The 24,856-nt window shown below is 49.6% G+C and carries 19 protein-coding genes, 3 tRNA genes and 2 pseudogenes; 11 read left to right on the forward strand and 13 right to left on the reverse strand.

Features of this window, described 5'->3' with window-relative positions:
* The first annotated feature begins 14 nt into the window (after nt 1–14).
* Entirely contained in the window at nt 15–3,416 is a 3,402-nt protein-coding gene (locus RZ35_RS09195) for a TIM-barrel domain-containing protein (RefSeq protein WP_026743036.1), read from the forward strand.
* Nucleotides 3,417–3,698: 282 nt separating this feature from the next.
* Here RZ35_RS09195 and RZ35_RS09200 read toward each other — a convergent pair whose 3' ends face one another.
* On the reverse strand, nt 3,699–5,630 hold the full coding sequence (locus RZ35_RS09200) for an oxidoreductase (protein ID WP_026743037.1): 1,932 nt from the start codon (nt 5,628–5,630) through the stop codon (nt 3,699–3,701).
* A gap of 1,339 nt (nt 5,631–6,969) precedes the next feature.
* Here RZ35_RS09200 and RZ35_RS17965 point away from each other — a divergent pair.
* Nucleotides 6,970–7,134, forward strand: a complete 165-nt coding sequence (locus tag RZ35_RS17965) for a hypothetical protein (RefSeq protein ID WP_157755376.1) — start codon at nt 6,970–6,972, stop codon at nt 7,132–7,134.
* 281 nt (nt 7,135–7,415) lie between these two features.
* Here the strand turns inward: RZ35_RS17965 and RZ35_RS09210 are convergent, their stop codons facing one another.
* Entirely contained in the window at nt 7,416–8,603 is a 1,188-nt protein-coding gene (locus RZ35_RS09210; protein ID WP_026743039.1) for a YbfB/YjiJ family MFS transporter, read from the reverse strand.
* A 111-nt stretch (nt 8,604–8,714) separates the two neighbouring features.
* Between RZ35_RS09210 and RZ35_RS09215 the strand changes: the two genes are divergently transcribed.
* The 4 genes from RZ35_RS09215 to RZ35_RS09225 are packed head-to-tail and all read left to right on the forward strand — an operon-like array spanning nt 8,715 to nt 11,115.
* A complete protein-coding gene (locus RZ35_RS09215; protein ID WP_026743040.1) occupies nt 8,715–9,278 on the forward strand; it encodes a TetR/AcrR family transcriptional regulator in 564 nt (187 codons plus the stop codon).
* Nucleotides 9,279–9,980 (forward strand): aromatic ring-hydroxylating oxygenase subunit alpha, encoded by a 702-nt coding sequence (locus RZ35_RS18455; RefSeq protein ID WP_051625532.1) that lies wholly within the window; start codon nt 9,279–9,281, stop codon nt 9,978–9,980.
* A gap of 29 nt (nt 9,981–10,009) precedes the next feature.
* On the forward strand, nt 10,010–10,408 hold the full coding sequence (locus RZ35_RS18460; RefSeq protein WP_051625533.1) for an RHO alpha subunit C-terminal catalytic domain-containing protein: 399 nt from the start codon (nt 10,010–10,012) through the stop codon (nt 10,406–10,408).
* A 44-nt stretch (nt 10,409–10,452) separates the two neighbouring features.
* Nucleotides 10,453–11,115 carry a class I SAM-dependent DNA methyltransferase gene (locus RZ35_RS09225; RefSeq protein ID WP_026743041.1) on the forward strand — a complete coding sequence of 221 codons (663 nt, stop codon included), beginning with the start codon at nt 10,453–10,455 and terminating at the stop codon, nt 11,113–11,115.
* Nucleotides 11,116–11,903: 788 nt separating this feature from the next.
* Here the strand turns inward: RZ35_RS09225 and RZ35_RS09230 are convergent.
* The 4 genes from RZ35_RS09230 to uvrY all read right to left on the reverse strand — a co-directional run bounded on the left by RZ35_RS09230 (nt 11,904) and on the right by uvrY (nt 15,215).
* Nucleotides 11,904–11,979: transfer RNA gene (locus RZ35_RS09230), tRNA-Gly, on the reverse strand.
* Between the two features lie 140 nt (nt 11,980–12,119).
* The gene (gene pgsA / locus RZ35_RS09235; protein WP_026741056.1) at nt 12,120–12,668 is read right to left on the reverse strand and encodes a CDP-diacylglycerol--glycerol-3-phosphate 3-phosphatidyltransferase; all 549 of its coding nucleotides are present in this window, start codon (nt 12,666–12,668) and stop codon (nt 12,120–12,122) included.
* A 59-nt stretch (nt 12,669–12,727) separates the two neighbouring features.
* Nucleotides 12,728–14,566: an excinuclease ABC subunit UvrC gene (gene uvrC / locus RZ35_RS09240; RefSeq protein ID WP_026743042.1), complete on the reverse strand. Its 1,839-nt coding sequence runs from the start codon at nt 14,564–14,566 to the stop codon at nt 12,728–12,730.
* Nucleotides 14,559–15,215: a UvrY/SirA/GacA family response regulator transcription factor gene (gene uvrY, locus RZ35_RS09245; RefSeq protein WP_026741054.1), complete on the reverse strand. Its 657-nt coding sequence runs from the start codon at nt 15,213–15,215 to the stop codon at nt 14,559–14,561. Before uvrY ends, uvrC begins: the two co-directional genes overlap by 8 nt.
* 626 nt (nt 15,216–15,841) lie before the next feature.
* Here uvrY and RZ35_RS09250 point away from each other — a divergent pair.
* Nucleotides 15,842–16,066, forward strand: coding sequence for a DUF2594 family protein (locus RZ35_RS09250; RefSeq protein WP_026743043.1), 225 nt, complete (start codon nt 15,842–15,844; stop codon nt 16,064–16,066).
* 317 nt (nt 16,067–16,383) lie between these two features.
* Here the strand turns inward: RZ35_RS09250 and RZ35_RS09255 are convergent.
* Nucleotides 16,384–16,459, reverse strand: a tRNA-Lys gene (locus RZ35_RS09255).
* A 350-nt stretch (nt 16,460–16,809) separates the two neighbouring features.
* On the opposite strand from RZ35_RS09255, the gene cycA reads away from it, so the two are divergent.
* Nucleotides 16,810–18,216 carry a D-serine/D-alanine/glycine transporter gene (cycA, locus tag RZ35_RS09260; protein WP_026743044.1) on the forward strand — a complete coding sequence of 469 codons (1,407 nt, stop codon included), beginning with the start codon at nt 16,810–16,812 and terminating at the stop codon, nt 18,214–18,216.
* A 130-nt stretch (nt 18,217–18,346) separates the two neighbouring features.
* On the opposite strand, the pseudogene RZ35_RS09265 reads toward cycA, so the two are convergent.
* Nucleotides 18,347–18,613, reverse strand: a pseudogene (locus tag RZ35_RS09265) (LysR family transcriptional regulator); the annotation flags it as partial.
* A 371-nt stretch (nt 18,614–18,984) separates the two neighbouring features.
* On the opposite strand from RZ35_RS09265, the gene RZ35_RS09270 reads away from it, so the two are divergent.
* From RZ35_RS09270 to RZ35_RS09280, 3 genes and pseudogenes are all read left to right on the forward strand, one after another.
* A tRNA-Asn gene (locus tag RZ35_RS09270) sits at nt 18,985–19,060 on the forward strand.
* Between the two features lie 163 nt (nt 19,061–19,223).
* A pseudogene (locus tag RZ35_RS17340) lies at nt 19,224–19,563 on the forward strand (Arm DNA-binding domain-containing protein); the annotation flags it as partial.
* 138 nt (nt 19,564–19,701) lie between these two features.
* On the forward strand, nt 19,702–20,370 hold the full coding sequence (locus RZ35_RS09280) for an HAD family hydrolase (RefSeq protein ID WP_026743046.1): 669 nt from the start codon (nt 19,702–19,704) through the stop codon (nt 20,368–20,370).
* 59 nt (nt 20,371–20,429) lie between these two features.
* Here RZ35_RS09280 and RZ35_RS09285 read toward each other — a convergent pair whose 3' ends face one another.
* From RZ35_RS09285 to RZ35_RS09305, 5 genes are all read right to left on the reverse strand, one after another.
* Nucleotides 20,430–21,680 (reverse strand): vWA domain-containing protein, encoded by a 1,251-nt coding sequence (locus RZ35_RS09285; protein ID WP_026743047.1) that lies wholly within the window; start codon nt 21,678–21,680, stop codon nt 20,430–20,432.
* Between the two features lie 341 nt (nt 21,681–22,021).
* Complete coding sequence (locus tag RZ35_RS09290) at nt 22,022–22,597, reverse strand: TerD family protein (protein WP_026743048.1); 576 nt, start codon at nt 22,595–22,597, stop codon at nt 22,022–22,024.
* Between the two features lie 100 nt (nt 22,598–22,697).
* A complete protein-coding gene (locus RZ35_RS09295; RefSeq protein ID WP_026743049.1) occupies nt 22,698–23,276 on the reverse strand; it encodes a TerD family protein in 579 nt (192 codons plus the stop codon).
* Between the two features lie 52 nt (nt 23,277–23,328).
* A complete protein-coding gene (locus RZ35_RS09300) occupies nt 23,329–24,372 on the reverse strand; it encodes a TerC/Alx family metal homeostasis membrane protein (protein WP_026743050.1) in 1,044 nt (347 codons plus the stop codon).
* A 27-nt stretch (nt 24,373–24,399) separates the two neighbouring features.
* The gene (locus RZ35_RS09305; RefSeq protein WP_026743051.1) at nt 24,400–24,855 is read right to left on the reverse strand and encodes a tellurite resistance TerB family protein; all 456 of its coding nucleotides are present in this window, start codon (nt 24,853–24,855) and stop codon (nt 24,400–24,402) included.
* Nucleotide 24,856 lies beyond the last annotated feature (1 nt).

A 24,856-nucleotide genomic window follows, 5' to 3' on the forward strand; every position in this document is an offset into this window, starting at 1 on the left:
TCAAGGACAGCGTAATGATGAAAAATAGACAACTTCCCGCGTCGTGGCGTGCTTATAACACTTATGACTATGTCCCTGTGGACGATTGGTCCGTCGGCGACGACATTGAGCTTTATTCAGTTTACTGGGATGGCAAGCCGCATTCCCCCAACGGGTTTGACACGGACTGGACGATATATATTAATGCCAAAGCCAAACCGAAGTCCGACTCGACTACCGCCGAGCGTGACGTTTATCTCGTACTGCAGGTTACGTCCTGTGAAAAAAATGCCTTCCGGGTTCGGTTTGCACCTGCCGCCGCCAGCATTGACGACTACCCGGACAAGGTCTATGGGCCAATCGTAGTAGAACGTCTTGAGCAAATACGTCGATATGAACAGGCGGCTGGCTTTCGTCCCCTCCTGCGCTGGAATCGGGATGGCGTCAGCATCCAGTTGCGGTCTATTCAGATTCAGTTTTTACGAGACAAAGACGATTTACTGTCGATCCAAATCAAGCGGCTGTCAGACGGCGCGGTCACGGATATCTCGTCCGGCCCGCTATGCCACGCCAAACCCGGCGTCGGCACCGTGGCGAATATGAAGCGTAAAGCCGAGTCGGCGACGCACTACTTCGGTCTTGGCGAAATCGTGAACTACAACCTGACCGGAAAAAGTAATGCGACCGTTGGGCATGCTATCGAACAGTGCTACAGCTACAGCGGCTATTCCCTGTTGGATCACACCGGCTCACAGGTGACCTGCTACAACTATGACAACCTGTGGTACAACCAACCGGAAGTTTTCCCCATCAAAGCAGACTACAAGGATGCGTTCAAGGCCAATGCCAACATTCCGCTATACCTGAACGCCCCTTTTTATATCGAACGCGCCGTCGTGGAGGGGCAGCAGCAGTTTCTCGGTGTGTTCCTCGATAACACCGGCCAGAGTTATTTCTCCCTGAAACACCCCTCTCGCGATGCAAATGCCGTTGAGGCCGGGGTCCAACACGGCGAATTCGACTGCCACTATATGTTCGCTGAGCAAGGTTCAGGCGTCATGGACGCCTTCACATTCCTGATGGGCAAAGGCAATCTAGATGCGCCGAGCAAGCAAGAGATCACGTTAAACGATCGCGCGGTGATGCCGCCCAAATACATCTTTGGTTATTTCCAGGCCAAATACGGCAGCCCCGGCCTGCTGCGCCCCGATGATGTCAACGATCCGATCAAGGTCTACGTTGAGGATATCGTTAAGGGACACCAAAAAGCGGGTATTCCGATCGAAGGTCTAGGGATCGACATCGACATACAGGAAGACAAAAAAGTCTTTACCATCAAAGACAGCTTCTGGACGAAAGGTAAGGTGGACGAAGGGATCTCGGTATTCGATTGGGCGGCCAAGTTCAATCTGCAGTGCCAAACCAACATCACGCCGTTTATCCGCGCGGACAAGGTCGCCTATGACCCTGCGGATAAATCGAAGAAGCAGTATGCCACCGCTCAGGGGCTGATCGAAAAAGGCTATTGCGTCGCCAATGAAGGCGAGTCCAACATCCCCAAATTCCGTGGTCCGAAGCATGAGAGCGACTATCCGGGCCTGACGTTCACTCGCATTGGGGAGACTAACTACCCTGATCAAAACCTGCTGGTGCTGGATTACGGCATCAACGCGCAAACCGCCGAGCGCGACATGATTGGCGCGGTGGTCACCGACTACGGCAATCCGGATGCGGCGCGCTTTTGGGGCGAGCAGTACACTTATCTGCTGAAAAACGGGCTGGGATTCATCTGGCAGGACATGCCCGCACCGGACTCCATGCCTCACGTCGAAGACGGTAAAAATTTCGCGGATACGGAGGCGCCGCGTAACCAATTCGGTTGGTCTCTTACCGGCGAGCCGCCCAGCGACGACAGAAGGAGAACCAACACCTTCAACTGGCGCAGCTACCACGGTCAACTCCATTTGACCGATCCCCGCTTCGGGGACGGTCGTAAAACGCCTTATGTCGAACTCCGCAATTTCCATGCTTATATGCTGGCGAAATCCAGCTACGAGCATGGACTCAGCGCGCATGAAGATTTGCTTAAAGGTTACAAACGCAGCTATATCATCTGCCGCAGCGGCTATCCCGGTTTGCAACATTACGCGGGTCACTGGGTGGGCGATAACGCCTCGACCTGGCATCACCTGCAGGCGACGCTGCCCATGGTTCTCAATCTGGGGATGTCCGGCCTGCCGATTTGCGGTTCGGACGTTGGGGGCTTTGCGCCGGGCGAGGCGCCGGAGGATCCCACCAGCGTATTCTACGGCGATCAACACTGTCGCAATCATAACCCTATGGTCTATGACCGTTTAGTGCTGGGGCCAGACGACATCGACATCGGCGACATCTGCGAACACGAGCTGATGACCCGCTGGACTCAGGCCGCGTGCCTGCTGCCGTGGATGCGCAACCACTACGATGCGATGAAACCCTATCAGGAGATTTATCGCTTTAACGAAAAAGCGCCGGTCAGCGGCAATCGCACATTCGCCGATATCATGTCGGCCTTTGTCTGCTTCCGCGTGCGCTGGCATCATCTGCTGTATGACGCGATGTTTCAAAATACTCAAACGGGTATTCCGATTTTACAGGCGATGTGTTTATGGCAGGGCGACGACCAGATTTTCGATAAGCGCAATAAAGACGTACTGGCGACGCAGTGCTTTATCGACGGTTCTGTGCTCTATGCGCCAATCATGACGCGCAGTACTGCCGGCAGCGAAGCGGCCTACATGGCTGAAAAAGAAGTCTACTTCCCTAACGCGATCAAAGGACAGACGCTGAACTGGTACCGTTACCATGTCATCGAAGACACGGTAGATATCGCGAATCCCATCAAGGGGGGACAGCGCCTTTCCGTCAGTGCCGATATCACCAGCCTGCCGCTGTTTATTCGCGAAGGGGCAATTATCCCTGAGCGACATACGCAGTCCGATCTGCAGGCGCCGTTCAAGAATATTCAGGTAATGGATAAGTTCGAGCAGCCGCTGGTATTGGCGCTATATCCGCTTGGGGAGTCCGGCGAAGGTCACCATCAGCTCTACTGGGACGATGGCGGGGTAACCCGTTCGGCAGAACGGCAAGGGCAGTTCTCGGTGATCGATGTTCGCCAACGTCGCGTAAAAGGTTCGCTGGAAGTGAGCCTGACGCCGCGTAAGTATGACTATCCACTGCATGCTTTCGTCTATCTTCGTGTTCGCACAGACAAGCCTGCGCCACAGCGCTTAACCGTGGGTTCCTCCCCCCTCAGCGCGCGCGTTGATTCGACGGATGCCCTCTTCAAACATAATGGAGAAGCGGCCTATGTCGACCCGCGCGGTAGTCTCTGGATTAAAGTCAGAACCCGCGCGTTATCCGCAACTAATGCGTTGGTGTTGAATATCGCGTTCTAACGCATCAGATCTTATAACGGATAGGCCTCTCGCCTGTCCGTTATTTCTCTCCCCTCCACGCCCTTCGCCTCAACCTCTTCTCAAGCATCTGCTTTGTTCGGCAAGGCCATTCCAGGTATCACGACATCATGCCGTTCTCACGAACGATCAAAAAAGAGAGCCAAGAAAGAAATGGAACGAAGAGGAACTCACGGCGACAGATAAAATACGGGCCTTCCATTTAGCATGAAAAGCCCGTGTCACGAGTGTTACACGCCGAAGTTAATCGGCGCTGTGGTTCGGTTAGNCCAGGCACATTCCCGCGTCGAAACCTTCACGCGCGGCCACCAGCGCATTGCTGGTTTTGACGGCGCCGCCGATGACAATCGGATCTTTCACGACCCCTTGCAGCTCTTCAGCCAGCTCTTTCACCGGCGCGTATCCCAGAGCGATAACGACCGTATCCGCTTCTAACTCCAGCCGTCCTTGCGCATTTTCAAGGATCACCTGATGTTCGCCGATTTCACATAATTTGGTGTTGGGATACTGCTTCACGTCATACTCTTCCAGCACGGACATCAGATGCAACTTGCTGACGCCATCCAGCTCCTGCAACAGACGGTCGCGCATTTCAACAACAGTCACCTCTTTCTGTTGCATGGCCAGATGTGCGGCGGTTTCGCCCCCTACTTCACCACCGCCCGCGATAACGACACGCTGGCCGGTGACCACGTTACCCAGCAGGACATCCTCAGCCAGCACCACGTGCGGCTGGTTGATGCCTTTGATCGGCGGAACAGCTGGTTTACCGCCGGTCGCGACGATGACGGAATCTGGACGCGCTTCCGCGACGAACGCTTTGGTCAGCGGCGTATTCAGTTTGATCTCCACGCCCAGTTTTTCCAGTTCCCGGCCCAGCCAGGCGGTGTAGGTCGCCAGTTCGCCTTTACCCGGCGGGAAAGCCGCAGAGCGGAACTGACCGCCAAGATAGCCGGTTTTTTCAAATAGCGTGACTTTGTGGCCGCGCGTCGCCGCCACGCGTGCCGCTTCCAGCCCCGCCGGACCAGCGCCCGCGATGAAGACGCGTTTAGGGCTGTCGACTTTGCTGTAATCCAAACTGTTTTCACGCGCCAGAGATGGGTTGACCAGACAGGTGAACGGCACGCCCAGCGGCAGACTGGCGAGACAGCCCTGCATGCAGCCGATGCAATAACGAATAGACGCCACATCGCCCGCTTTCGCTTTGTTGGGCAGATGCGGATCGGCCAGCGAACCACGTCCCATCGCGATGAAGTCAGCTTTGCCCAACGCCAGAACGTTGTCCGCCATACGCGGATCGTTAATGCGATTCACGGTGATGATGGGCATATTCACCGTTTTCTTTAGTTCTTCGGAGAAAGAGACGGCCCAGGCATGGCCCACATACATCGGCGGCACGGTACAAGCCTTGTTGTGATCGCCATACACGCCCATGGTCATATGCAGAGCATCCACGCCCCACTCTTCGAAGATCTGCGCCAGCACGCGCGTTTCAGAAATATCGCGTCCGCCGAGGAAACCTTCGTCAGCGGAAAGTCGGATGGTGACCGGATAGTCCATCCCGACTTCTTTACGCACCGCCTGATAAATCTGTTTCAAGAACAGAATACGACCATCGAGATTACCGCCGTATTTGTCGGTACGTTTATTGGCGTAAGGCGATAAAAATTCGGCGATCAAATAACCGTGGCCGGCATGGATTTCAACACCGTCGAACCCCGCCTCTTTTACCCGGCGCGCGCAGTCGGCGAATTCCGATACCAACTGCTGAATTTCATCGATACCCAGTTCCCGGGGCATTTCCTTTAACGCAGGACACGGGATTGCGGAAGGCGCCACCGGCTGCACACCGCCGTTCACATGCTCTGACGTCTGGCGGCCTGCGTGGTAAATCTGGCAGAAGATTTTGCTATCGTATTGATGGATGGTGTCGGTGAGTTTACGATGGCTGGCGATTTGCTCATCGCGCCATAATCCACCAATGTATTTACAGCCCATCGCATTTTCGTTGATGGCGTAGTTCTCGGTGATGATCAGCCCCCAGCCGCCCTTTGCTTTTTCTTCGTGATAGGCGATATAACGGTCTGACGCTGTACCATCGCTATGACACAAGTTGGTGACCATCGCGGGGACAACCAGCCGGTTAGGAATCACGCACTGATTAATCTTTTCGGGTTGAAATAATTTTTTGAACATATTTTATATTTTTCCTGCTAATGAATATAAAAGATATTATTCTAATAGCATCAGAAATGCCTTTTAAAAAATATCGTCCTCAGATTTCATTATAATAATTCATGTCATTTCTAAACAATGACTATCTATTAATACCCATCCCAACATTGAAGCATGTCAAAATAACCCTAGAAACAGGGCCTGACTTTAAAATAAATAAAAACAAAAAAGATAATAAGATGTTTGGTAAATGGAGATAATGTCGTTATCGAATTGTGTTGGATAAATAGGAGGCAATTAGTCAGTTGCAAATATCATTCGGGCGATAACTATTCAGCTTTCAACATCACAGCATTATTCGACCCTCGCGTTAACTGTAATAGCCTGCAATGTCTGTAAATGGCGTTTCAACTTCACGCTGTCAGGCTTGGTACACACCGACGGCACAACATGCTGCTGCTCCACACGCCCCGTCACTTACCGCGTCGCCCGCGTACATCCTGTCCAACACTCTGATTTTGATCGCTGTTCAACAAGGCCGCTATAATGGCGGCTTTATTCCGTAGGGCATTATTTTTCCTGATAATGATGATTATATTGCTCGGCGGGAAGTGATCGCCTTTAATGACGTAAAGATCGTCGTCGGAACCAGCGCATGAATTATCCGTGTCGTGATACGGTCCATAATTCGCTGCCTTGTGACCTATTTGACCTGATCACTACTTAGCCATTTTTATTCTTTATTTTAATTTACTCTGAAGAGTTGCGAGGTGATTATCCATTGTGAGGTTTTTGTGAAGCTTTATATCTTATTTTCAAACAAGCACGAAATAAATACAACCGTGGCTTTAGCGCTTATTTCCCTGAAATATCATTTATCAACGTAATTTTGACAGATTTTCGTCACCCTATTCACTGTGAATGTTGCCAATCTGGTGTCGTTTTTTTTCCGCTATAGCGGCTGCCGTCACCGTATCGTATTAATATTTCCTTCGCGCTTCTTCGCTGTAGCGCTGTGCTCTGGATGTTGTTTTTATTGGACTATCAGTTGTGTGAGATCTGGTAATCAGCGCCGCTATTTATGGGAGAAAATTTAGTCGACCACGGCACTCTAAACGAATTTTTGATGCGCTGTGCGGTTTTGATCTTACGGCACCATCCAATTTTCCCGGCCTGCACATCCGCCGTGGAAATAATGCCGGGCAATGCTATGCCGAGGGCGGCTATGAGAGCATCGCCGAGGCCTTGTTCAAGGACACGCGGAGCTTTGACCTTTATTCTCTGGAATACGATGACCCTCTTTCGGGCAGCGTTGACCCCTGGCCCAGGTTCCCGATGGCAAAGGATCACTCTTGGATTAGTGTCGACCCAACACCCGGCTCTGGAGGCTAAAGAGCTGCTCAAGCCGCGTATAAGCGAAGCGACCCGTTTTATCCCGCTCGAACGCATTGGCCTTTCACCTCCATGCGGATTCGCTTCAACCTGGGAAGGCAATCCGCTGACCATGGCAGACCAGACCCAATAACTACAGCTGCTCCGCGAGGNGGCGGAAGAGGTGCTGCAGGCGCCTGCCAGTCAATCCTCCTCGGACTAACAAAAAACCAATGAATGGATGGGTAGCCCCTACAGGAGGACTATCGTCTCCCATCTATTTTTAAGCCCATAGGATATGAAAATGTCTATGGGCCGTTTGGTTTTGTGTCTCGGATGGTCGGGTTACAGGTACTTATATTGATTGGTTATGCAACTTTCTCGAAATCATAATAAACAAAGGTTTTAGCCAGCAAACTCTGGCTGAATTGTAAGTCATATCGCATGGTTACCTAAGGCGCGAGTGGCATTTTTGCAGGCCAGACAAGGGGACAATGCCACTAAAGCCGCCAGATTAAACACGAAAGCTTGCCCATAAACGCTCGCAATAATACCGCTCACCGTAGGTCCCGCCGCCGCGCCCGCGGTAAAGAGTAAAAACGTCACCCCAAATCCCATTGAGGGACGATGTGGGAAAATGGCCATACTCCATACCCCTAGAAGACCGGTAATGAATATAAACGCTGCGCCAAAAATTATCCCTGAGGCCAGCACCAGCAGGATTATATTGGGAAACAAGCCCAGGATAGCGAGCGCAATCGAAATCGCCACCATGGTCAAAACAAGTACGTGTCCCAGCCCCTTATTGTTAACCGCATCCCCCGTCAGCGCTCCCAGAAATCCAGAGAATCCGGTGACCATCCAAAATAGCAAAGCAGGATCTTTGATTCCCCAGGCTCCCGGCAAAGAACGACTCAACGTTTCAACAGAAAAGGTCCAGTAAATGGCAGTGACAAACCCCGCGACGATAGCAACGGAATAAAGCGGCAAAGCCGACGGAAAAACCAAATCGCGAAGACGGAAAGCGTCAGCGGTAAGAGACGACGCTTTAGTCTGATGGAATACCCTTTTTGCTGGCGCAAGCCAGGCGGCCAATCCACCAAATACAATCGCGCAGGCGGAGAATAACCACCAGGCGTATTGCATTGAAACCGAAGTAAAAGCAACAAGCCCGGCCGAAACAATTATCCCTGCCCCCGTGCCGGAATTCATTATTGTGAACAGGCGATTTTTTTCCGTGCTGTTGGCAACAGCCGTCACCCAGTCGGACAAAGCAGGAAAAATAATCCCCGGACTCGCGCCCGAGACAATGACGCCGATTGCCAACATCAAAGTCGAAGAGGCTTGCGCGACGATGGCTGTCCCCAGCGCCGCACAAAAAGCGCTGGCGATAAGCATCGATCGAGGACCAAAACGACCGGAGCCCCATGACGCGATAAGCGTCGCAATCAGATAGCCCGCGTAAGACCCACTACCTATTAACCCCTGTGTCGTTTTATCCAGGGAGTACCGATGAATAAACTGAGGGAGATAAAGGCCATATCCATAGCGGGCCATGCCAAACGTCACTCCGACCAACGCGAGGCCTGAGAGTGCAGTAAGTATCAACTTTTCTTGTTTCATTCTACCTCGAGAGGGTTTAAAATTGACCGATAATATACAACAATGTATATATTTGAACAAATGATTCAAGGGACATATCGATAAGACCTTGTCCAGATGGAGTAGCCGGGAATGATTCAATACAAAACAATAATTGCGCAAAAAGCGAGTGACCTGCTTCACAAGAGAGGGTTTTCTGATGTGTCCGTGGGAGACATTCTTGAGGGTAGCGGCGCTTCGAGAGGCACTTTTTATAAATATTTTTCGGATAAAGAAGACGTAGTATGCGCGGCGCTTGAATTCAGGGACCAGGAGTTCCGGGATTTTATCGACAGAGTGACAGCGGAACAGAACACCGTGACGGGTTATATCGACGCGCTGTTCGGAGCCCTCCTGTCCTGGCAGCACATAAATGGCTGTCACGGTTGCTTATTCCAAAGCGCTTTAACGGAATACCAACATTTGTCAGAACGCGTAAAAGCCATCGCCAAGGCGCACAAGCAGGCATTTATCCAGCAACTCACGGATTCGTTAACCATTTTGGGAGTTCAACGCCCCGATCACGCCGCATTGACCGTCGCATTGTTGATCGAAGGGGCCGTTGCGCTTGGAAATTTCTTCGGTTCGGAAGCCAACATTCAGCAGGCCCGCGACGCAGCGATGGAACTTGTAGTCAACCAGAAGGAGGAACCCTAGATGTCTACTCCACATATGGATTCGTTAAGAAAAACTCGGTCATCGCTCGAAAAGACGTGTGATAAAGCGATAGGACTACCGTCCGCAAGCTATAGAGATGAAGATTATTTCAATCTGGAAAAGCAGGCCATCTTTAATAAACGATGGATTTCGATTGGATTCGCTAGTGATGTCCCGAATCCTGGCGATGTATGGCCTGTCGAAATCCTCGGAAAATATTTATTTGTAATACGTGACGGAAATAAAGTTCGTGTGTTCCATAATTTTTGTCCACACCGCGGAACCTTATTAGTTAAAGGGCAAGGAAAAGATATCAAAAAATTTGTTTGCCCATATCATTCATGGTCGTTCGACTTAAAAGGGAATTTAATCAATGCGCCCAATAATAAAGACTGTATTAAAACAGCCTTTCATTTGAATGAGGTAAGGTCAGCCATTTGGAATGATGTGATATTTATTAATTTTGCCGCAGATGCCCCCGATCTGGATAAGTTCATCGAACCACTGAACCACCGTTGGAAAGATTTTGATTTCAGTCAACTTCATCCCGGTGGTGAAATGACTTATGATTTCCCAGCAAACTGGAAACTCATTACTGAAAACTTTCTAGAGTGCTATCACGTTCCCTCGGTTCATCCCAGACTAGCTACTTACTCTAAGTTTAGAAACAGATATCCTATTTATTTCGATGAGGATTTTTAGGTCAGGGAAGTCGGGTTTATAAACCTGAGGTGACTGAATTCGAGTTACCCCGTTGGCCGGGAGTCTCCGGTAAACTCGAGTTTCAGGCTGAATATGTTGCGATATTCCCTAACACGCTCGTCGGCCGCATGCCAGACCATGTTTTCATCTGGACGGTGACACCGCTTTCCGCACAGAGAACCCTTGAACGTCTGAAATTTTATTTCATCGGTGATGATGCGACGCATAGCCGGTTCGCAAAAGATCGAGAAGCCACGTTGAAAAGATGGAAAGAAGTCAATGATGAAGACTTTGAAGTTGTTTCTCTGATCCACGCGGGAAACCGTTCTGAAGCTTTTTCTGGGGCACGTTTCATACCAGAGCATGAAAAAAACATTTATTTCTTTCAGAAGTTGGTTCTAAAGGAAATATTAGACTGCGTTGATTAACAGCCTATTTCCGAATTGGACTCACTAACAATGAGGAGCTAAAAATGAATAATCCCCACGCATCCATTCATTCATCCCATTTACTCAACGGGAATTCCGGTAAACTCAAGGATTATTATAAAAGGTGGGCCATACGATACGAAAAGGACGTAAAAAACGAGCACTACAGTGGGCCGGGAGTGATGGCAAGTATTACCTATATGACCTGTTTATCTTTTCTCGAAAAAAGTCCAGAACAAACACGAATACTGGATGCCGGTTGTGGGACAGGGCTGGTCGGCACCGCGCTTGTCAACAGTGGATTCAAAAATATAGATGGTCTTGACCTGTCTGAAGAGATGGGAAAAATCGCTGCTCAAACGAAAAGTTACAAAAATATTTGGACCGATATCGATCTCAGCAAAGAAATGTCTCACATACCGCCTTCGCCACTGGATCACATATCCTATGACATTATTGTATGCTGCGGCGTTTTTACACTCGGACATCTGGAACCTACCGCGCTATCGACGCTTCATCGTTTCGTAGCAAAAGATGGCTTTATAATCGTTAGCACCCGTAAGAGTTATCTTGAACAACATGACTTTGAAAGAACCACTGAAGGCTTACTCCAGCAGCGGTATTTCTCCTCTGCGATATGCATACCGAATGCGCGATATATCGGCGAAGAGCGCGCGCATTACTGGATCTTTCAAGTGGATAAATAGCGTTAGGCTGGATAGATTAACCCTGCCTGTAACTGAATACGATGCTAAAATCAGCGTCATTATCGTTCCCTCTATCCACTCCCGCCTATTAGCAAATGCCGGCATCCACCGCCGAATTTAGCGCAAGACGTCAAGAATATGCGACGGCTCAACGTCAAAATCGGCAGACTATTTAACGGCAATAGAACCTTTTAGACAATGAGGTGGTTAATTTGCAACCGCGCACTTTGCGTCCGCGTTTAGACTCCTCGCTTTGAAGTCACGCTATAGGCGAAACACTCTAATAATGGTATTTTGCGCCGCAGCGCTGGACTGTCGGCGGTAGCAACGAAGATCGTTACCCGCAGCCAACTGCGCACATAGTTCGTCGCGCTGCTGGCGCGCCTGTTCCAGGTCAGTGCGGAGAAAGTATCGAGCGATGTGCGCTGCCATTTACCCGACGACGAGAAACGGAAGTGCCATTTCTTGGCACTTCACCGGTCACGAACAGTGACAACCATCGGTATCGCTAAATGTTAGAGCTTTGCTGGAGGTTCGTGTCGGCTACGACATCGGTTAACATTAGGGGTCAGCCACCTGCTGGGTGAAGAGAAATGTACCGCGCACAGGGAAGCAGCTCAGCAAACAATCCGCATCGATAACGCACCCGATTTTCGTGTACTGATTTGTGTACTACTTCGGCGTGGTTGACGGTGGTGTTCAGTGGGTTTATCTGGAGGCTTAACAGGACGATTGCCCTGTTTAATCAGAGAGCTACAGACGTTGGTGGCTGTCTATAGAAAAGAAATTGGAGCGGGAAACGAGACTCGAACTCGCGACCCCGACCTTGGCAAGGTCGTGCTCTACCAACTGAGCTATTCCCGCATAACCGACTGACATCGTCGGCTGACGTGACTAACAAGCCATGCTTGCCGTCGATGCGTTGCATTCTACTGACCTAACGCGATGAGTCAATGAAATTATCGGCCAGGATGACTCGCCCGCTGTTTTTTACGCCAGCTCGATTAATGTTCGAACAAATCGTGCCGTGACGCGTTCAAATATTGGAACATCGACCAAAACGTTAACACCGCAGCCACGTACAACGCCGCAATGCCAATGCCTTCGGCCAGGGGTTCGGGACGCCACAGCAGCGCGAACAGCGCCAACATTTGGGCCGTGGTTTTTACTTTACCGATCCAGGAAACGGCCACACTGCTTCGCTTTCCAATTTCCGCCATCCACTCGCGCAGGGCGGAAATGATGATTTCACGCGCAATCATCGTCGCGGCAGGTAGTGTAATCCACCAGGAGTGGTAATGTTCGGCGACTAAAACCAAGGCCACGGCCACCATCACTTTATCCGCCACCGGATCAAGAAAAGCCCCGAAGCGTGTCGTCTGTTTCCAACGCCGGGCCAGGAATCCATCAAACCAGTCAGTGACGGCCGCCCCAACAAAAATAACCGCGCATGCCAGAGGTGCCCAGGCGAAAGGAAGATAAAACGCCAGCACAAAGAAAGGAATTAATGCAACGCGAAACAGGGTAAGCCATGTAGGTATATTAAATTGCATAGTTCTTTTGATAACTGTCTGGCCGGAGTGGGTATTGTGAGTATGTTGCTACATTGTCCCTAGTGTTTCAATGCATAGTAAATTTTTTCTGCCAAAGCGGAAGAAATGCCCGGCACATTAGCAATTTCTTCGATGCTGGCATTCTGAAGCGGTTGCAGCCCGCCCATGTACTTAAGCAACGTTTGACGACGCTTCGGCCCTACGCCCTCGATCAATTCCAGACTACTGGTATTTTTGACCTTAGCTCTCTTCTTACGATGGCCGGAGATAGCGTGGTTGTGGGAATCATCACGGATATGTTGGATAACATGCAGTGCAGGCGAGTCCGGCGGTAAAGCAATGCCCTCTCCCCTAGCCTCCAGAAACAGCGTTTCCAACCCGGCTTTTCGATCGCTTCCTTTCGCAACACCGAGAAGCAGCGGCTTCGTCTTATCCCAGGGAACCTGTAATTGATCGAAAACGGCTTTCGCCTGACCTAACTGCCCTTTCCCACCGTCGATGACGATGACGTCCGGAATTTTACTGTCATCCAGCGCCTTGCCATAACGCCGTTTCAATACCTGCGTCATCGCTGCGTAATCATCACCTGGCGTGATCCCGGTAATATTATAGCGTCGATACTCAGAACGGAGCGGTCCATTGGCGTCGAAGACCACGCAGGAAGCGACCGTTTGCTCTCCCATCGTGTGACTGATATCGAAACATTCCATTCTTTTGATCGCAGGCAGTTGCAGTACGCTGGCTAAAGCAGTCAACCGTTGATGGATGGTCGATTGCTGAGAGAGCTTGCTGACCAGTGCGGTGTTGGCATTAGTTCGCGCCAACTTGAGATAACGAGCGCGGTCGCCACGCGGACGGCTTTGTATTTGCACTTTACGCCCGGCAATGTCGGTCAATGAATCCGTCAAGAGCTTTTGTTCAGGCAGCGAGAAATCCAACAGGATTTCTGTAGGCAGCGTCCGGGAAATACTGCCCTGGAGGTAAAATTGCCCCACAAAGGTTTGGACGACCTCAGCCAGCTCAGTGCCTCCCGGAATTTTGGGGAAGTAACTGCGGCTGCCAAGCACCTTGCCCTGGCGAACGAACAAAACATGCACGCAGGCTAGCCCCGCATCGAAGGCAACGCCGATAACGTCCAGGTCTTCACCATCGCCCGCACCGGAAACGAACTGTTTTTCCGTTACCCGGCGCACAGACTGAATCTGGTCGCGTATCCGCGCCGCCTCTTCAAAATTTAGCGTCTGGCTTGCGGCTTCCATCTGGCCTATCAGACGCGTCAACACCTGCTGGTCTTTACCCAGCAAAAAAAGTCGAACGTATTCTACCTGCTGACGATATTCTTCATCGCTGATCAGCCCTGAAACGCAAGGCCCGAGACAACGACCAATCTGATATTGCAGACACGGACGGGAGCGATTGCGATAAACGCTATCTTCACACTGACGAATAGGAAACAGTTTTTGCAGAAGCATCAAGGTTTCGCGTACTGCATTCCCGTTGGGAAAAGGCCCAAAATACTCGCCTTTCGCATGCTTCGCGCCGCGATGGATGGATATCCGGGGATGCTTGTCTGAACTCAGAAAGATAAGCGGATAAGATTTATCATCGCGCAGCAACACGTTGTAGCGGGGTTGATAGCGCTTGATGTAGGTATGTTCAAGCAGTAAGGCTTCCGTTTCGGTATGCGTGATCGTCACATCGATCTGGTGAATGCATTTGACGAGCGCCTCCGTCTTGCGGCTACCTACGTTGCGACGGAAGTAACTGGAAAGACGCTTTTTCAGGTCCTTTGCCTTACCCACGTAGATAACCGTATTGTCAGCATCATACATACGGTAAACCCCAGGTTGGCTGGTTACCGTTTTCAAAAACGCCGGGGCATCAAAGCTTTCACTCACTACTGGTCAACGTCTCCGCATTAAAAAGACCGTGCCGGATGGCAAGGTGGGTCAACTCCACGTCCCCGCTGATATTCAGCTTGCTGAACATTCGATAGCGATAACTGTTCACCGTCTTAGGACTGAGGTTCAGTTTATCTGAAATCTCGACCACTTTCTGCCCCTTAGTGATCATCAGCATAATCTGTAATTCGCGATCGGAAAGGCATTCCAGGGGCGTTTTTGTTTGCGGAGCCAGCTGACTCAGCGCCATCTGCTGAGCGATGTCAGAGGCGATGTAACGTTTACCGGCATGAACAGAGCGGATGGCGCAGATGACTTCCTGGGGCGTCGCGCCCTTGCTCAGATAGCCTGCCGCGCCAGCTTGCATCACCTTAGTGGGAAGAGGACTCTCTGTATAAATGGTCAGCATAATGACTTTTATTTCAGGAGAAAATCGCACGATTTTGCGTGTTGCTTCCAGACCGCCGATACCCGGCATGTTCATGTCCATCAGGACAACGTCCACGCTATTGTTGCGACACCACTTGGCCGCATCCTCACCACACGCGGCCTCGCCTACCACCTTGAGGCCTTTGATGTCGTCAAGAATGCGCCGTATCCCTGCCCGCACCAATTCATGGTCATCAACAAGAAAAACGCTAATCAAAGAACAATTCTCCAAAAAGAGAGTAACACTTAAAATTGCTAATTCCCGTGGTGATACTCTATGGCTTAATTACGATGAATACACTTTTCCATCAAAAATGTATTTTTATTGACTCTGTGTAATAGATTTCATATTGGTTATATGTTCTCGCGACGTCAACAGCAACCTGTTTGACTACGATACATCATGATTATGACAAAAACCGGATTTTTAAGGGAAAGGGGCTATAGCCACTTTAAAATAAAAAAACAATGCCAAATCAACATATTAAGAATAATCTTTCTACATATATATGTTACGACTCGGCTTATAGGTCGATTATAGCCTCACTTGTGCCTCAGGGCGACTATTTTCTACAGCATAAAATGCACCCTAAAAATACCAAAATAGTGCCATAGAGATACATTTTTTTGGTATTAAAGCTTAGAGATACATTTATGAAAATATAACCACCGGCGAAATAGTCCCTCTAATTCCATATATAAAAACAGGCCATTCATTAACTGAAACCGTACTGAGATTACCTATGTTATAATGCGGCCCAATTTTTTGGTATGTCCGTCATTTCAAGGTATTGACGACATAACAGATCAATCTTACTGGACTTATCTTTATAAGGAGTAAATATGAATAAGGCCGATTTTTCGACAGAAACCTCTGTCGAAGCTCTCGCTCATGAGGTGACCTGTCTTAAAGCCGTACTAACGCTGTTGCTGAAATCCATCGGTCAGGCCGATGCCGGTAAAGTGATGGTGAGAATGGAAAAATATATTGAACAGTTGGAAGATCAAAATCAGTCTGCGGTTCTAAGTCATACGATGAAACAAATTAAAACGGTTTACCGCAGATAACCTTCTCCTGCCGGTCAGTATCTGCCGATCGGCAAGACATCCTTCGCTTTGGCTCGATTCGTACATAAAGAATCACGACGGTGCACTCTTACCCCAAGCATGCTGATGAAAGCGCTCATCCCCAAAAACAGTACAGAGACGATCGGTTTCCTTATTACACGCTTAACATTCCAAACACATATTAGAAATAAAACACATTTTGTATATCAATAAAAATTGATAAATAGTGAGTAATTTTATTCTTTAGAGAAAGTAAGGGGGAAATATAATGAATTACGAGGTGTTGATGGAGTGTTGGTGGAGTGTTGGTGGAGTGTTGGTGGGTCGTCGGGGGCTCGAACCCCGGACCAATTGATTAAGAGTCAACTGCTCTACCAACTGAGCTAACGACCCAACGGGGACGGATTATTACCTCCCCATCGCTTTCTGTCAAACAGTTCTTATTATTTTTTTACCCCAAAGACGAGAAGGAAATTGAATTGGTGATAAATCACAGAATGGCTGGTCTCTTCAACGCCAGATGCTTTATCTTTATATTGTTTGACCGCGCCTAAATCTTGATTGCTAATATTTTCGCCTTCCTGAGCATTATTTCATCATGGTTCAATCACATCATTTTCTCTCCATATAATCATCGCCGTCACAGTGTGATATTATTGCCTGCTTTCAACATAAAAAGCCAAGAGCCACTTAAGAGCTCAATAAAACACCACATCACGGACAAGAACAGGAAACATACTTGAATGTCTGAACAATCCAAAACGGGTACCCAGACCGCCGAAGCGAATCCGCATGGCGACCTGCGGAGAAACCTCAACAACCGACACATTCAGCTCATTGCTATCGGGGGGGCGATCGGTACCGGTCTTTTCATGGGATCGGGAAAAACAATCAGCCTGGCCGGCCCTTCTATCATCTTCGTCTACATGATCATCGGCTTCATGTTGTTCTTCGTTATGAGGGCGATGGGTGAACTGTTACTCTCAAACCTGAACTATAAATCCTTCAGCGACTTTGCCGCGGATTTATTGGGCCCCTGGGCCGGCTTCTTCACCGGTTGGACGTATTGGTTCTGCTGGGTCGTCACAGGGATCGCCGACGTTGTAGCCATCAGCTCCTACGCCCAGTTTTGGTTCCCCGGCCTATCACAGTGGATATCCTCCTTGCTGTGTGTTTTGCTCCTGTTAACGCTGAACTTGGCGACGGTAAAACTCTTCGGCGAAATGGAGTTCTGGTTCGCCATGATTAAAATCATCGCCATCGCCGCCCTGATTATCATCGGCGCCGGACTAGTCTTTATTCACTATCCGTCCCCCTCAGGAAATACCGCCTCCTTCACCAACTTATGGAGCCACGGCGGCATGTTTCCGCAGGGTATTACCGGCTTTTTTGCGGGTTTCCAGATTGCGGTGTTTGCCTTTGTCGGCATCGAGCTGGTGGGGACCACCGCCGCCGAGACCAAAAACCCTACGGTCGTTCTGCCGCGAGCTATCAACGCTATTCCCATCCGCATCATCATGTTTTATGTTTTCTCGCTGGTGATGATCATGTCGGTTACCTCCTGGGATCACATTGCGTCCGACCGCAGTCCGTTCGTTGAGATGTTTATTTTGGTCGGTCTGCCTGCAGCGGCCAGCGTCATCAACTTTGTCGTACTGACTTCCGCCGCATCCTCCGCCAACAGCGGCGTATTTTCCACCAGCCGCATGCTGTTCGGGCTAGCCAAACAAGGTGATGCTCCGCGACGTTTCAGTGTGTTATCAAAGCGCGCCGTCCCCTCTGCCGGACTCCTTTTCTCCTGCACGTGCATGCTGTCCGGCGTCGTATTGATTTACCTTATCCCGAACGTGATGACGGTGTTCACGTTAGTCACCACCGTTTCGGCGATTCTGTTTATGTTTATTTGGAGCATCATCCTCTGCTCATATCTTGCCTACCGTAAACAGCGACCACAGCTACATGAAGCGTCCCAATATAAAATGCCGCTGGGCAAATTGATGTGCTGGGTCTGCCTTGCTTTCTTCGCATTTGTTTTGGTATTGCTGACTCTTCAACCGGATACGCGTCAGGCGCTTATCGTTACCCCCGTATGGTTCCTGGTCCTGACCGTCGCTTACATCCTGATGCGTAAGAAAAAACAGCACGCCTGACCAACAACGGCCATGTAACCCGAACGCTTCATGGTCGATTAGATATCTAAAAGGATTGTCATATCAGGTGGGCAAGACGAAAAACGGCCGGCAATGGATGATTGCTGGCCGTTTTCATTTTTCAGACGTTAACAGTTTGGCGCACTCCATTAACGGCCGTCTTAGCTTGTTCGCACTGGTGTAAAATGGCTTGCGCATGGGAATATAAAACTTTACCAGCATCAGTTGGGGTAACGCCACGGCGACTGCGCACCAGCAATTGCTGTTCAAGCTCGCTCTCCAACGTGGCGACTTGTTGACTCAGCGCGGGTTGCGCAATGTGCAGCAACTCTGCTGCTTGCGTGAGGCTACCGATATCTACAATTTTCACAAAGTATTTGAGCCGTCTCAGATTCATGCGTACCTCCAGAATGGTTACCTCACAAGAGGTAGCAAGAACTACGCCAAATCAAAAATTTTTGGTAAAAAAAAGTGTTATGGGACTTAACTGACTTAAAAATAAGTAAAAGCAATGGTCCAGGCGTGTGGCGTTTCCCTCTCCTGACTGGCATATTCGAACCCAGCCAACCGAACTGCACCGTGATAGTGCATTCACTGCCACGGTGAAGTGCATTTCCTCTACTGCCGCCGTAGTATTCCTGATCAAATATGTCCACTAAATCCGAAAATTCAACGGGTTGGTTATAAGTTCATCAAACAAACATGGAGATACGTATCTTGCTTTGACAAGGCCCGCCGCTGCCGCTATTATCCTCCGCACTTACCGATTCCTCTGTAGTTCAGTCGGTAGAACGGCGGACTGTTAATCCGTATGTCACTGGTTCGAGTCCAGTCAGAGGAGCCATTTTCCTGTTTTCATGCATCCCTGCGAATCCCTATTTGCACATTTGATTCAAGAGGTTAGCGTAAAAGCTCTTCCCGATGTATTTTCATTTCCCCCTCTGCATCGGGCAAGATAGGTGGTCTGATTTGGGGTCATTTCAGCTCGATGACGGAAAGCCCCCCAAATGTCTCTTAACGACACAAAAAATCCGCAGCTTAAAACCATCCGCTAAACCCTTCAAAGTTTCCGATTCTCGCGGCCTGTCCCTTTTGGTCAATCCCCGCGGCTCACGTCTCTGGTATCTCAAATATCGTATCAATAGAAAAGAATCCCGCCTCGGCTTGGGTTCCTATCCTGATGTCTCTCTGGCTGATGCTCGTCAACAGCGCGACGGTATTCGTAACTTGCTGGCGCAGAACCTCAATTCGGCGCAACAACGTACCGCTGAGCAGGCGGCGCGTCCACCGGTTAAGCATTTCAATGCCGTGGCGCTGGGCTGGCATAAAAGCAACAAGACATGGTCATAAAACCAAATTTTATCGCGCCTGAGTCGAGTCAATGGGCCATTGAGAGAAAGACGGTTAGAATGGCGTATTCACATTGTAAAAGTGCTGCTTCCCGAGTTTAAAGGTAGCAGCGTGACTCATGGAGTAGATGGACAGATGGTAAATGAGGTCGTAAACAGCAGTAATTCTCTCTCAGTCTTTGATTTCGACGGAACGCTCACCAAGCGTGACAGCTTTATTCCCTTTTTACGCTTTGCCTTTGGAAAACGTATTTTTGCAAAGCGCCTTGTCCGTCTTGTGATCCCCACGCTGAAATGCATAGGCCGCAGGATCACCCGTGATGAACTAAAAGAAGTTTTGATCCGCACCTTCCTGACTGGCATCGAAGCCCAGTGGGTTGAGCAGAAAGCCGTTGAGTTTTGTGATAAATACTGGGACCGTCTGATGCGCCCTTCAGGCCTGACTGCCGTGGCTGCGCAGGTCGNCTCCGGCGTCATTGTGACGATTTGCTCGGCTTCACCCTCGATCGTGCTACAGCCCTTTGCCGATAAGTTAGGAATCCGTTTGATAGGGACAAATTTAGACGTCAAAGACGGCGTGCTGACGGGCCGTATCCGTGACCGCAACTGCCGGTGTGCGCAAAAAGTGGCAAGACTGGAGGCTGAGTACGGGCCGCTTTCTTCCTATCATCTGCGGGCGTGGGGCGATACCCGTGGTGATTATGAGATGCTGGCCGCGGCGCAAGAACCCTACTGGCGGCATTTCCACAGTGCCTGGGGGAGACGTAAACCTCCCATCGCCAAAATTAAAGGCCTACGTCACTAGCCCCGTAGGGGCTCATGTTCAGACATTAAAATGAAACCATCGCCAACAAAGGCTTATGATTAAGCAAAAAGGGCTTCTTTTCTCGCAGTCTGGTTCCAGTCGTTAAATTCTTCGAGCAGCAAATCGTAGAGTTTCTCATCACTCATTTTTGCAAAATCATCAATCGGGAAGAAGTGAGTGTTATCAATCCGGCGATCGGTAAAATCATCCAACTGCTCAAGAATGCCATAGTGGCTGCCACCCAGACCGACAAACTTCCAGAAAATGGCATGATTTGCCGAACGGCGGATTGCATCTTTGATGGCTCGGGTTTTACTGATTCCCCCGTCAGTGATGAACACCACATAAACCGGTAATTGACTGTCTTCGAAGAAATCGACGATTTCTGTCATGCAGGGCGGTTCGTTATTAATGCCGCCTAGCCCCGGTAACAACTCTCTTGAGCCACGTTTGCCGGTTTTTTGGATCCGCTCGATATAGCCATCCAGATTATCCAGCGTCACGTCTTCATATTTTTGATGTTTCGCTGCAAATCCCCAGACATCCATGGCCCCGTCGTCATCAAATTGCACTGCCAGCACTGCAATACGATCTAGTACAGCCTGCACATGACCTTTCTTAAACTCACTATTCATGGAACCTGAAGCATCCAGCACAAACGCCACCTTTGCTTTAACCGATTGGAGGTTAAATTTTTGCAGACTGACGCTGGCATTTTTAGCCAAACTGACGAGCCGTGGCGATTTTTCCTGTACACGTTTTTCCAAACTTACGGTCGGATTTGCAGGTATCGGGGCGGCAGTGGGCGATAACACGTCAACCCCGTAATTGAGGGCCAGCGGCTCAAGCCCTCCATTGAAGCCCTGCCCCTGTGCCCTGAATTTCCAGCCACCATTGTACCGATATACCTCACCCAGAATTAGAGCCTTTTCAGTTCTTCCGGCCAGAGGCGACACACTGAACGTCGCACTACCCTCAACATTCAGCTGAATACGCTGTAAGCCTGAGACAGAATCCGCGCCGTCGATCGCCAACGCAATGGCAATTTTCGAGATATCGCTGTCGATACAGTTAAGGTCTAGCGTAAAGATGCCACATTCCCCTGATGAGGACAGGTTGACGCTTCCGTTCGATGTCGAGGGCTGATTGAAGAAAATGAAATCATTATCTCCACGTACCTTATTCTGAGCCGTAAGCATGAAAGCGGAAAGATCGATATCACTGCGAAATGTTGCTGTTTTTGGATGCAACACAGAGATGCGTAACGCGCTTTGGTTTAACGCGATGTTTTGCCCGGATTGTAATTCCATGTCTGACAGTCCTGTTTTCAGTGAAAGATTATTACGCAGCTGTAACACGAACAGGCATTCGTCTTTTGTCTGTTGGTTCGCAAGAGTGAATAACAGAGGAGTGAAATCACCAAAGATCTGAAAGCGTTTTCCTTTCCCGCCTGTAAACGGGTTATCTGGCGGTAGTGCTGCCGTTCCACGGCAATGATCGCGAAAGGAATACCCCCTGCGCACCGATAATGAGGGAAATTATTCCCGTCCCTTCATCATTTTTTTGCCCGGTATGTAGCAAGCTTTATCCTTTTTTTATAAAAAAAAAGCCCCGATGTTTTACCAACGGGGCTATCAGGTTTACGTGAACGTTAAATGTTCACGCCGTGCTGTGAAGCCAAGGCGGCTAAACCACCCGCAAAACCCTGACCTACCGCTTTAAATTTCCACTCAGCGTTGTGACGATACAGTTCGCCAAACACCATTGCAGTTTCAGTAGATGCATCTTCCGACAGATCGAAACGGGCAATTTCAGTGCCGTTGTCGTTGTTGTAAACACGCATATAGCTGTTGCTAACCATGCCGAAGTTTTGTTTACGCGCTTCCGCATCATAAATAGTCACAGCAAACACCAGCTTTTTCACTTCAGCAGGGATTTTAGCCAGATCAACTTTGACCTGCTCATCATCGCCGTCGCCAGCACCGTCACGGTTATCNCCCATATGGTTTACGGAACCGCAGGTGCTGGTTTTGTTGTTAAAGAAAATGAAAGAGGCATCAGAGATGACTTTGCCGTCATCCCCAACCATGAAGACAGACGCATCAAGGTCAAATGCTGCACCATCGGTCACGCGAGCATCCCACCCCAAACCGGCCATCGCGACATTCATAGTCGGCGCTTCTTTCGTTAAGGATACGTTACCGCCTTTAACCAGTGATACTGCCATTTTTGAACTCCTGTAATAATTTAATATTTATAAAAGCAGGCGGCGAAAACCGCCTGTTGGGTTACGACAAAAATGCCGTTGCAACGTGACGTTAAGTCAATTAAGACGCGTTGATACCGTACTGCGCGCAAACAGACGCCAGACCCCCAGCGTAACCCTGGCCTACAGCACGGAATTTCCATTCGGCGCTGTGACGATACAGTTCACCAAACAGCATGGCGGTTTCGGTTGAGGCATCCTCAGTCAGGTCATAACGAGCCACTTCCTGTTGATTGTCATCATTCACCAAACGAATGAATGCACCGGAAACCTGACCGAAACTTTGACGACGGGCCGTTGCGTCATGGATAGNCACCACGAACACAATTTTGTCCACGTCAGCAGGGATCTGGTCGAGTTTGATTTTCAGGGCTTCATCATCACCGTCGCCTTCGCCGGTACGGTTGTCGCCAGTATGCAACACGGAACCGTCGGTGGATTTCAGGTTGTTATAGAAGATGAAGTCCGTATCGCCGCGTACTTTACCGTTGCTGTTAAGTAGGAATGCCGAAGCATCAAGATCGAAGTCCTGACCGTCAGTAGAGCGAGCATCCCACCCCAGACCGACCAACATATTTTTCATTGTTGGCGCTTCTTTGCTCAAAGAAACATTACCGCCTTTAGAAAGAGAAACACCCATAATTCTATCCTCAATGGTTAACGCGATTAGTCAAAGTGAAGGTCTTGGGGTCTTAACCCTCTTTACCTTCCTCAGCATCAGCTTTTCCAGGGAACAACACGCTGACAATAATACCCACAGCCAGTACCCCTAGAACAACGAAAAGACTCGCATTGGCAGAGATATTGTAGCCGTGGTGCCACAGATGATCGGTCGCATTCAGCCCCAGTTTCACACCAATGAAAAACAGCAGCACAATGACGGCTTTTTCGAGGTGGGCCAGGTACTGCTTGAGCGCTTCCAGTACAAAGTACATAGTACGCAGACCGAGAATAGCGAACATCATGGCGCTGTACACAATCAGCGGCTCGCGGCTTACAGCGATAACAGCGGGTACGGAGTCGAAAGCAAACATCACATCGGACAGTTCCACAACCGCAAGACAAAGCATCAGCGGGGTTGCGTACAGAGCCGCTTTGCCCGCGCGGCCGACTTTAATGTCTTTGTTTTCTGGTTTTGCCAGTTCAACATCAACTTCTTTCTGGCTTAACAGGAACGCGTGCCCTTTCAATTTCGGCCAAATCGGGAAGAAACGCTTCACCATACGGTAGGCAATATGCTGGGAGTAATCTTCAATTGCGTCATCGTCGTCACCGCTTTTCAGCATCATGACCGCCGTCCACAGAACGACTAAGGCAAAGACGATTTCAACCCATGGCCCCAAGGTCAGCAGGCTGGCCCCGATAGCCACGAAGATCCCACGGAAGACGATGGCGCCAATAACCCCCCAGTAAAGAACACGGTGGCGGAGATTATCCGGCACTGCGAACCAGGAGAAGATCGCCATCATCACAAAGAGATTATCAACGGAGAGGACTTTCTCCAGTGCATAACCGGTGACAAACAGGCTGGCGACTTCAGCGCCGTGATGAACATAGAGGAAACCGGCGAAGGCCATCGCCACCACGATCCAGAACACGGTCCAAAGCGAAGCGCTCTTCAAAGAAATCGGTTTGTCATGACGATGCATGAACAGGTCGATAAAGATGGCCCCGACAGACAGTAAGACAAAAACGATGACCGTTTCTGCCGGGAAACCAATATGCGTGGATACCATAATGAGTCCTTAACCCAGAGTATAAAATTAAAGGCCGAATTCAGCCGGAGTAAAGCCCAACGCCAGTGCTATTTCTCTTACAGCCGTTTGTTCAGACTGATCGAAGTCACCATCACTTTTTGCTACGGCGATACCGACGCGAATGGCCAGCTGTGCCGCTTCCGGCTGATCTTTGAGCGCAAGAATGTATTTCATGGTTTCGCCTTTACCAATTTCGTAATCGAAACTGAAGCTGGCCACCAATTCATTGAAGAACGCGATCACTTCTTTAGTCTCGAAAACTTTCAGTTCAGGTGAAGCCTGGAGAAAACCAATCATTTTTTGTTTTTCTTCGGAGCTCACACCATCACTGGTGACCGCGATTCGAGCACAAACAGCCACGGTACCCTGCATGAATTTTTTGTTTTTAAAGCGTCCGACCTGTTTGGTCAGTTCATCGCGACCGGCACTGAACGCGCCTTTCATTTTGTTAAAGAAACTCATT

Origin of the sequence: Lonsdalea quercina subsp. quercina (assembly GCF_000688655.1) — a bacterium.
GTDB classification, from domain to species: Bacteria; Pseudomonadota; Gammaproteobacteria; order Enterobacterales; family Enterobacteriaceae; genus Lonsdalea; species Lonsdalea quercina.

Excerpts from the sequence above, each read along its gene's own strand:
- RZ35_RS09300 (WP_026743050.1), bottom strand. The coding sequence starts at position 24,372 with ATGGTATCCACGCATATTGGTTTCCCGGCAGAAACGGTCATCGTTTTT.
- RZ35_RS09195 (WP_026743036.1), top strand. The coding sequence starts at position 15 with ATGATGAAAAATAGACAACTTCCCGCGTCGTGGCGTGCTTATAACACT.
- RZ35_RS09215 (WP_026743040.1), top strand. The coding sequence starts at position 8,715 with ATGATTCAATACAAAACAATAATTGCGCAAAAAGCGAGTGACCTGCTT.
- RZ35_RS18455 (WP_051625532.1), top strand. The coding sequence starts at position 9,279 with ATGTCTACTCCACATATGGATTCGTTAAGAAAAACTCGGTCATCGCTC.
- RZ35_RS09285 (WP_026743047.1), bottom strand. The coding sequence starts at position 21,680 with ATGGAATTACAATCCGGGCAAAACATCGCGTTAAACCAAAGCGCGTTA.
- cycA (WP_026743044.1), top strand. The coding sequence starts at position 16,810 with ATGTCTGAACAATCCAAAACGGGTACCCAGACCGCCGAAGCGAATCCG.
- pgsA (WP_026741056.1), bottom strand. The coding sequence starts at position 12,668 with ATGCAATTTAATATACCTACATGGCTTACCCTGTTTCGCGTTGCATTA.
- RZ35_RS09305 (WP_026743051.1), bottom strand. The coding sequence starts at position 24,855 with ATGAGTTTCTTTAACAAAATGAAAGGCGCGTTCAGTGCCGGTCGCGAT.
- RZ35_RS09225 (WP_026743041.1), top strand. The coding sequence starts at position 10,453 with ATGAATAATCCCCACGCATCCATTCATTCATCCCATTTACTCAACGGG.
- RZ35_RS09250 (WP_026743043.1), top strand. The coding sequence starts at position 15,842 with ATGAATAAGGCCGATTTTTCGACAGAAACCTCTGTCGAAGCTCTCGCT.
- RZ35_RS09210 (WP_026743039.1), bottom strand. The coding sequence starts at position 8,603 with ATGAAACAAGAAAAGTTGATACTTACTGCACTCTCAGGCCTCGCGTTG.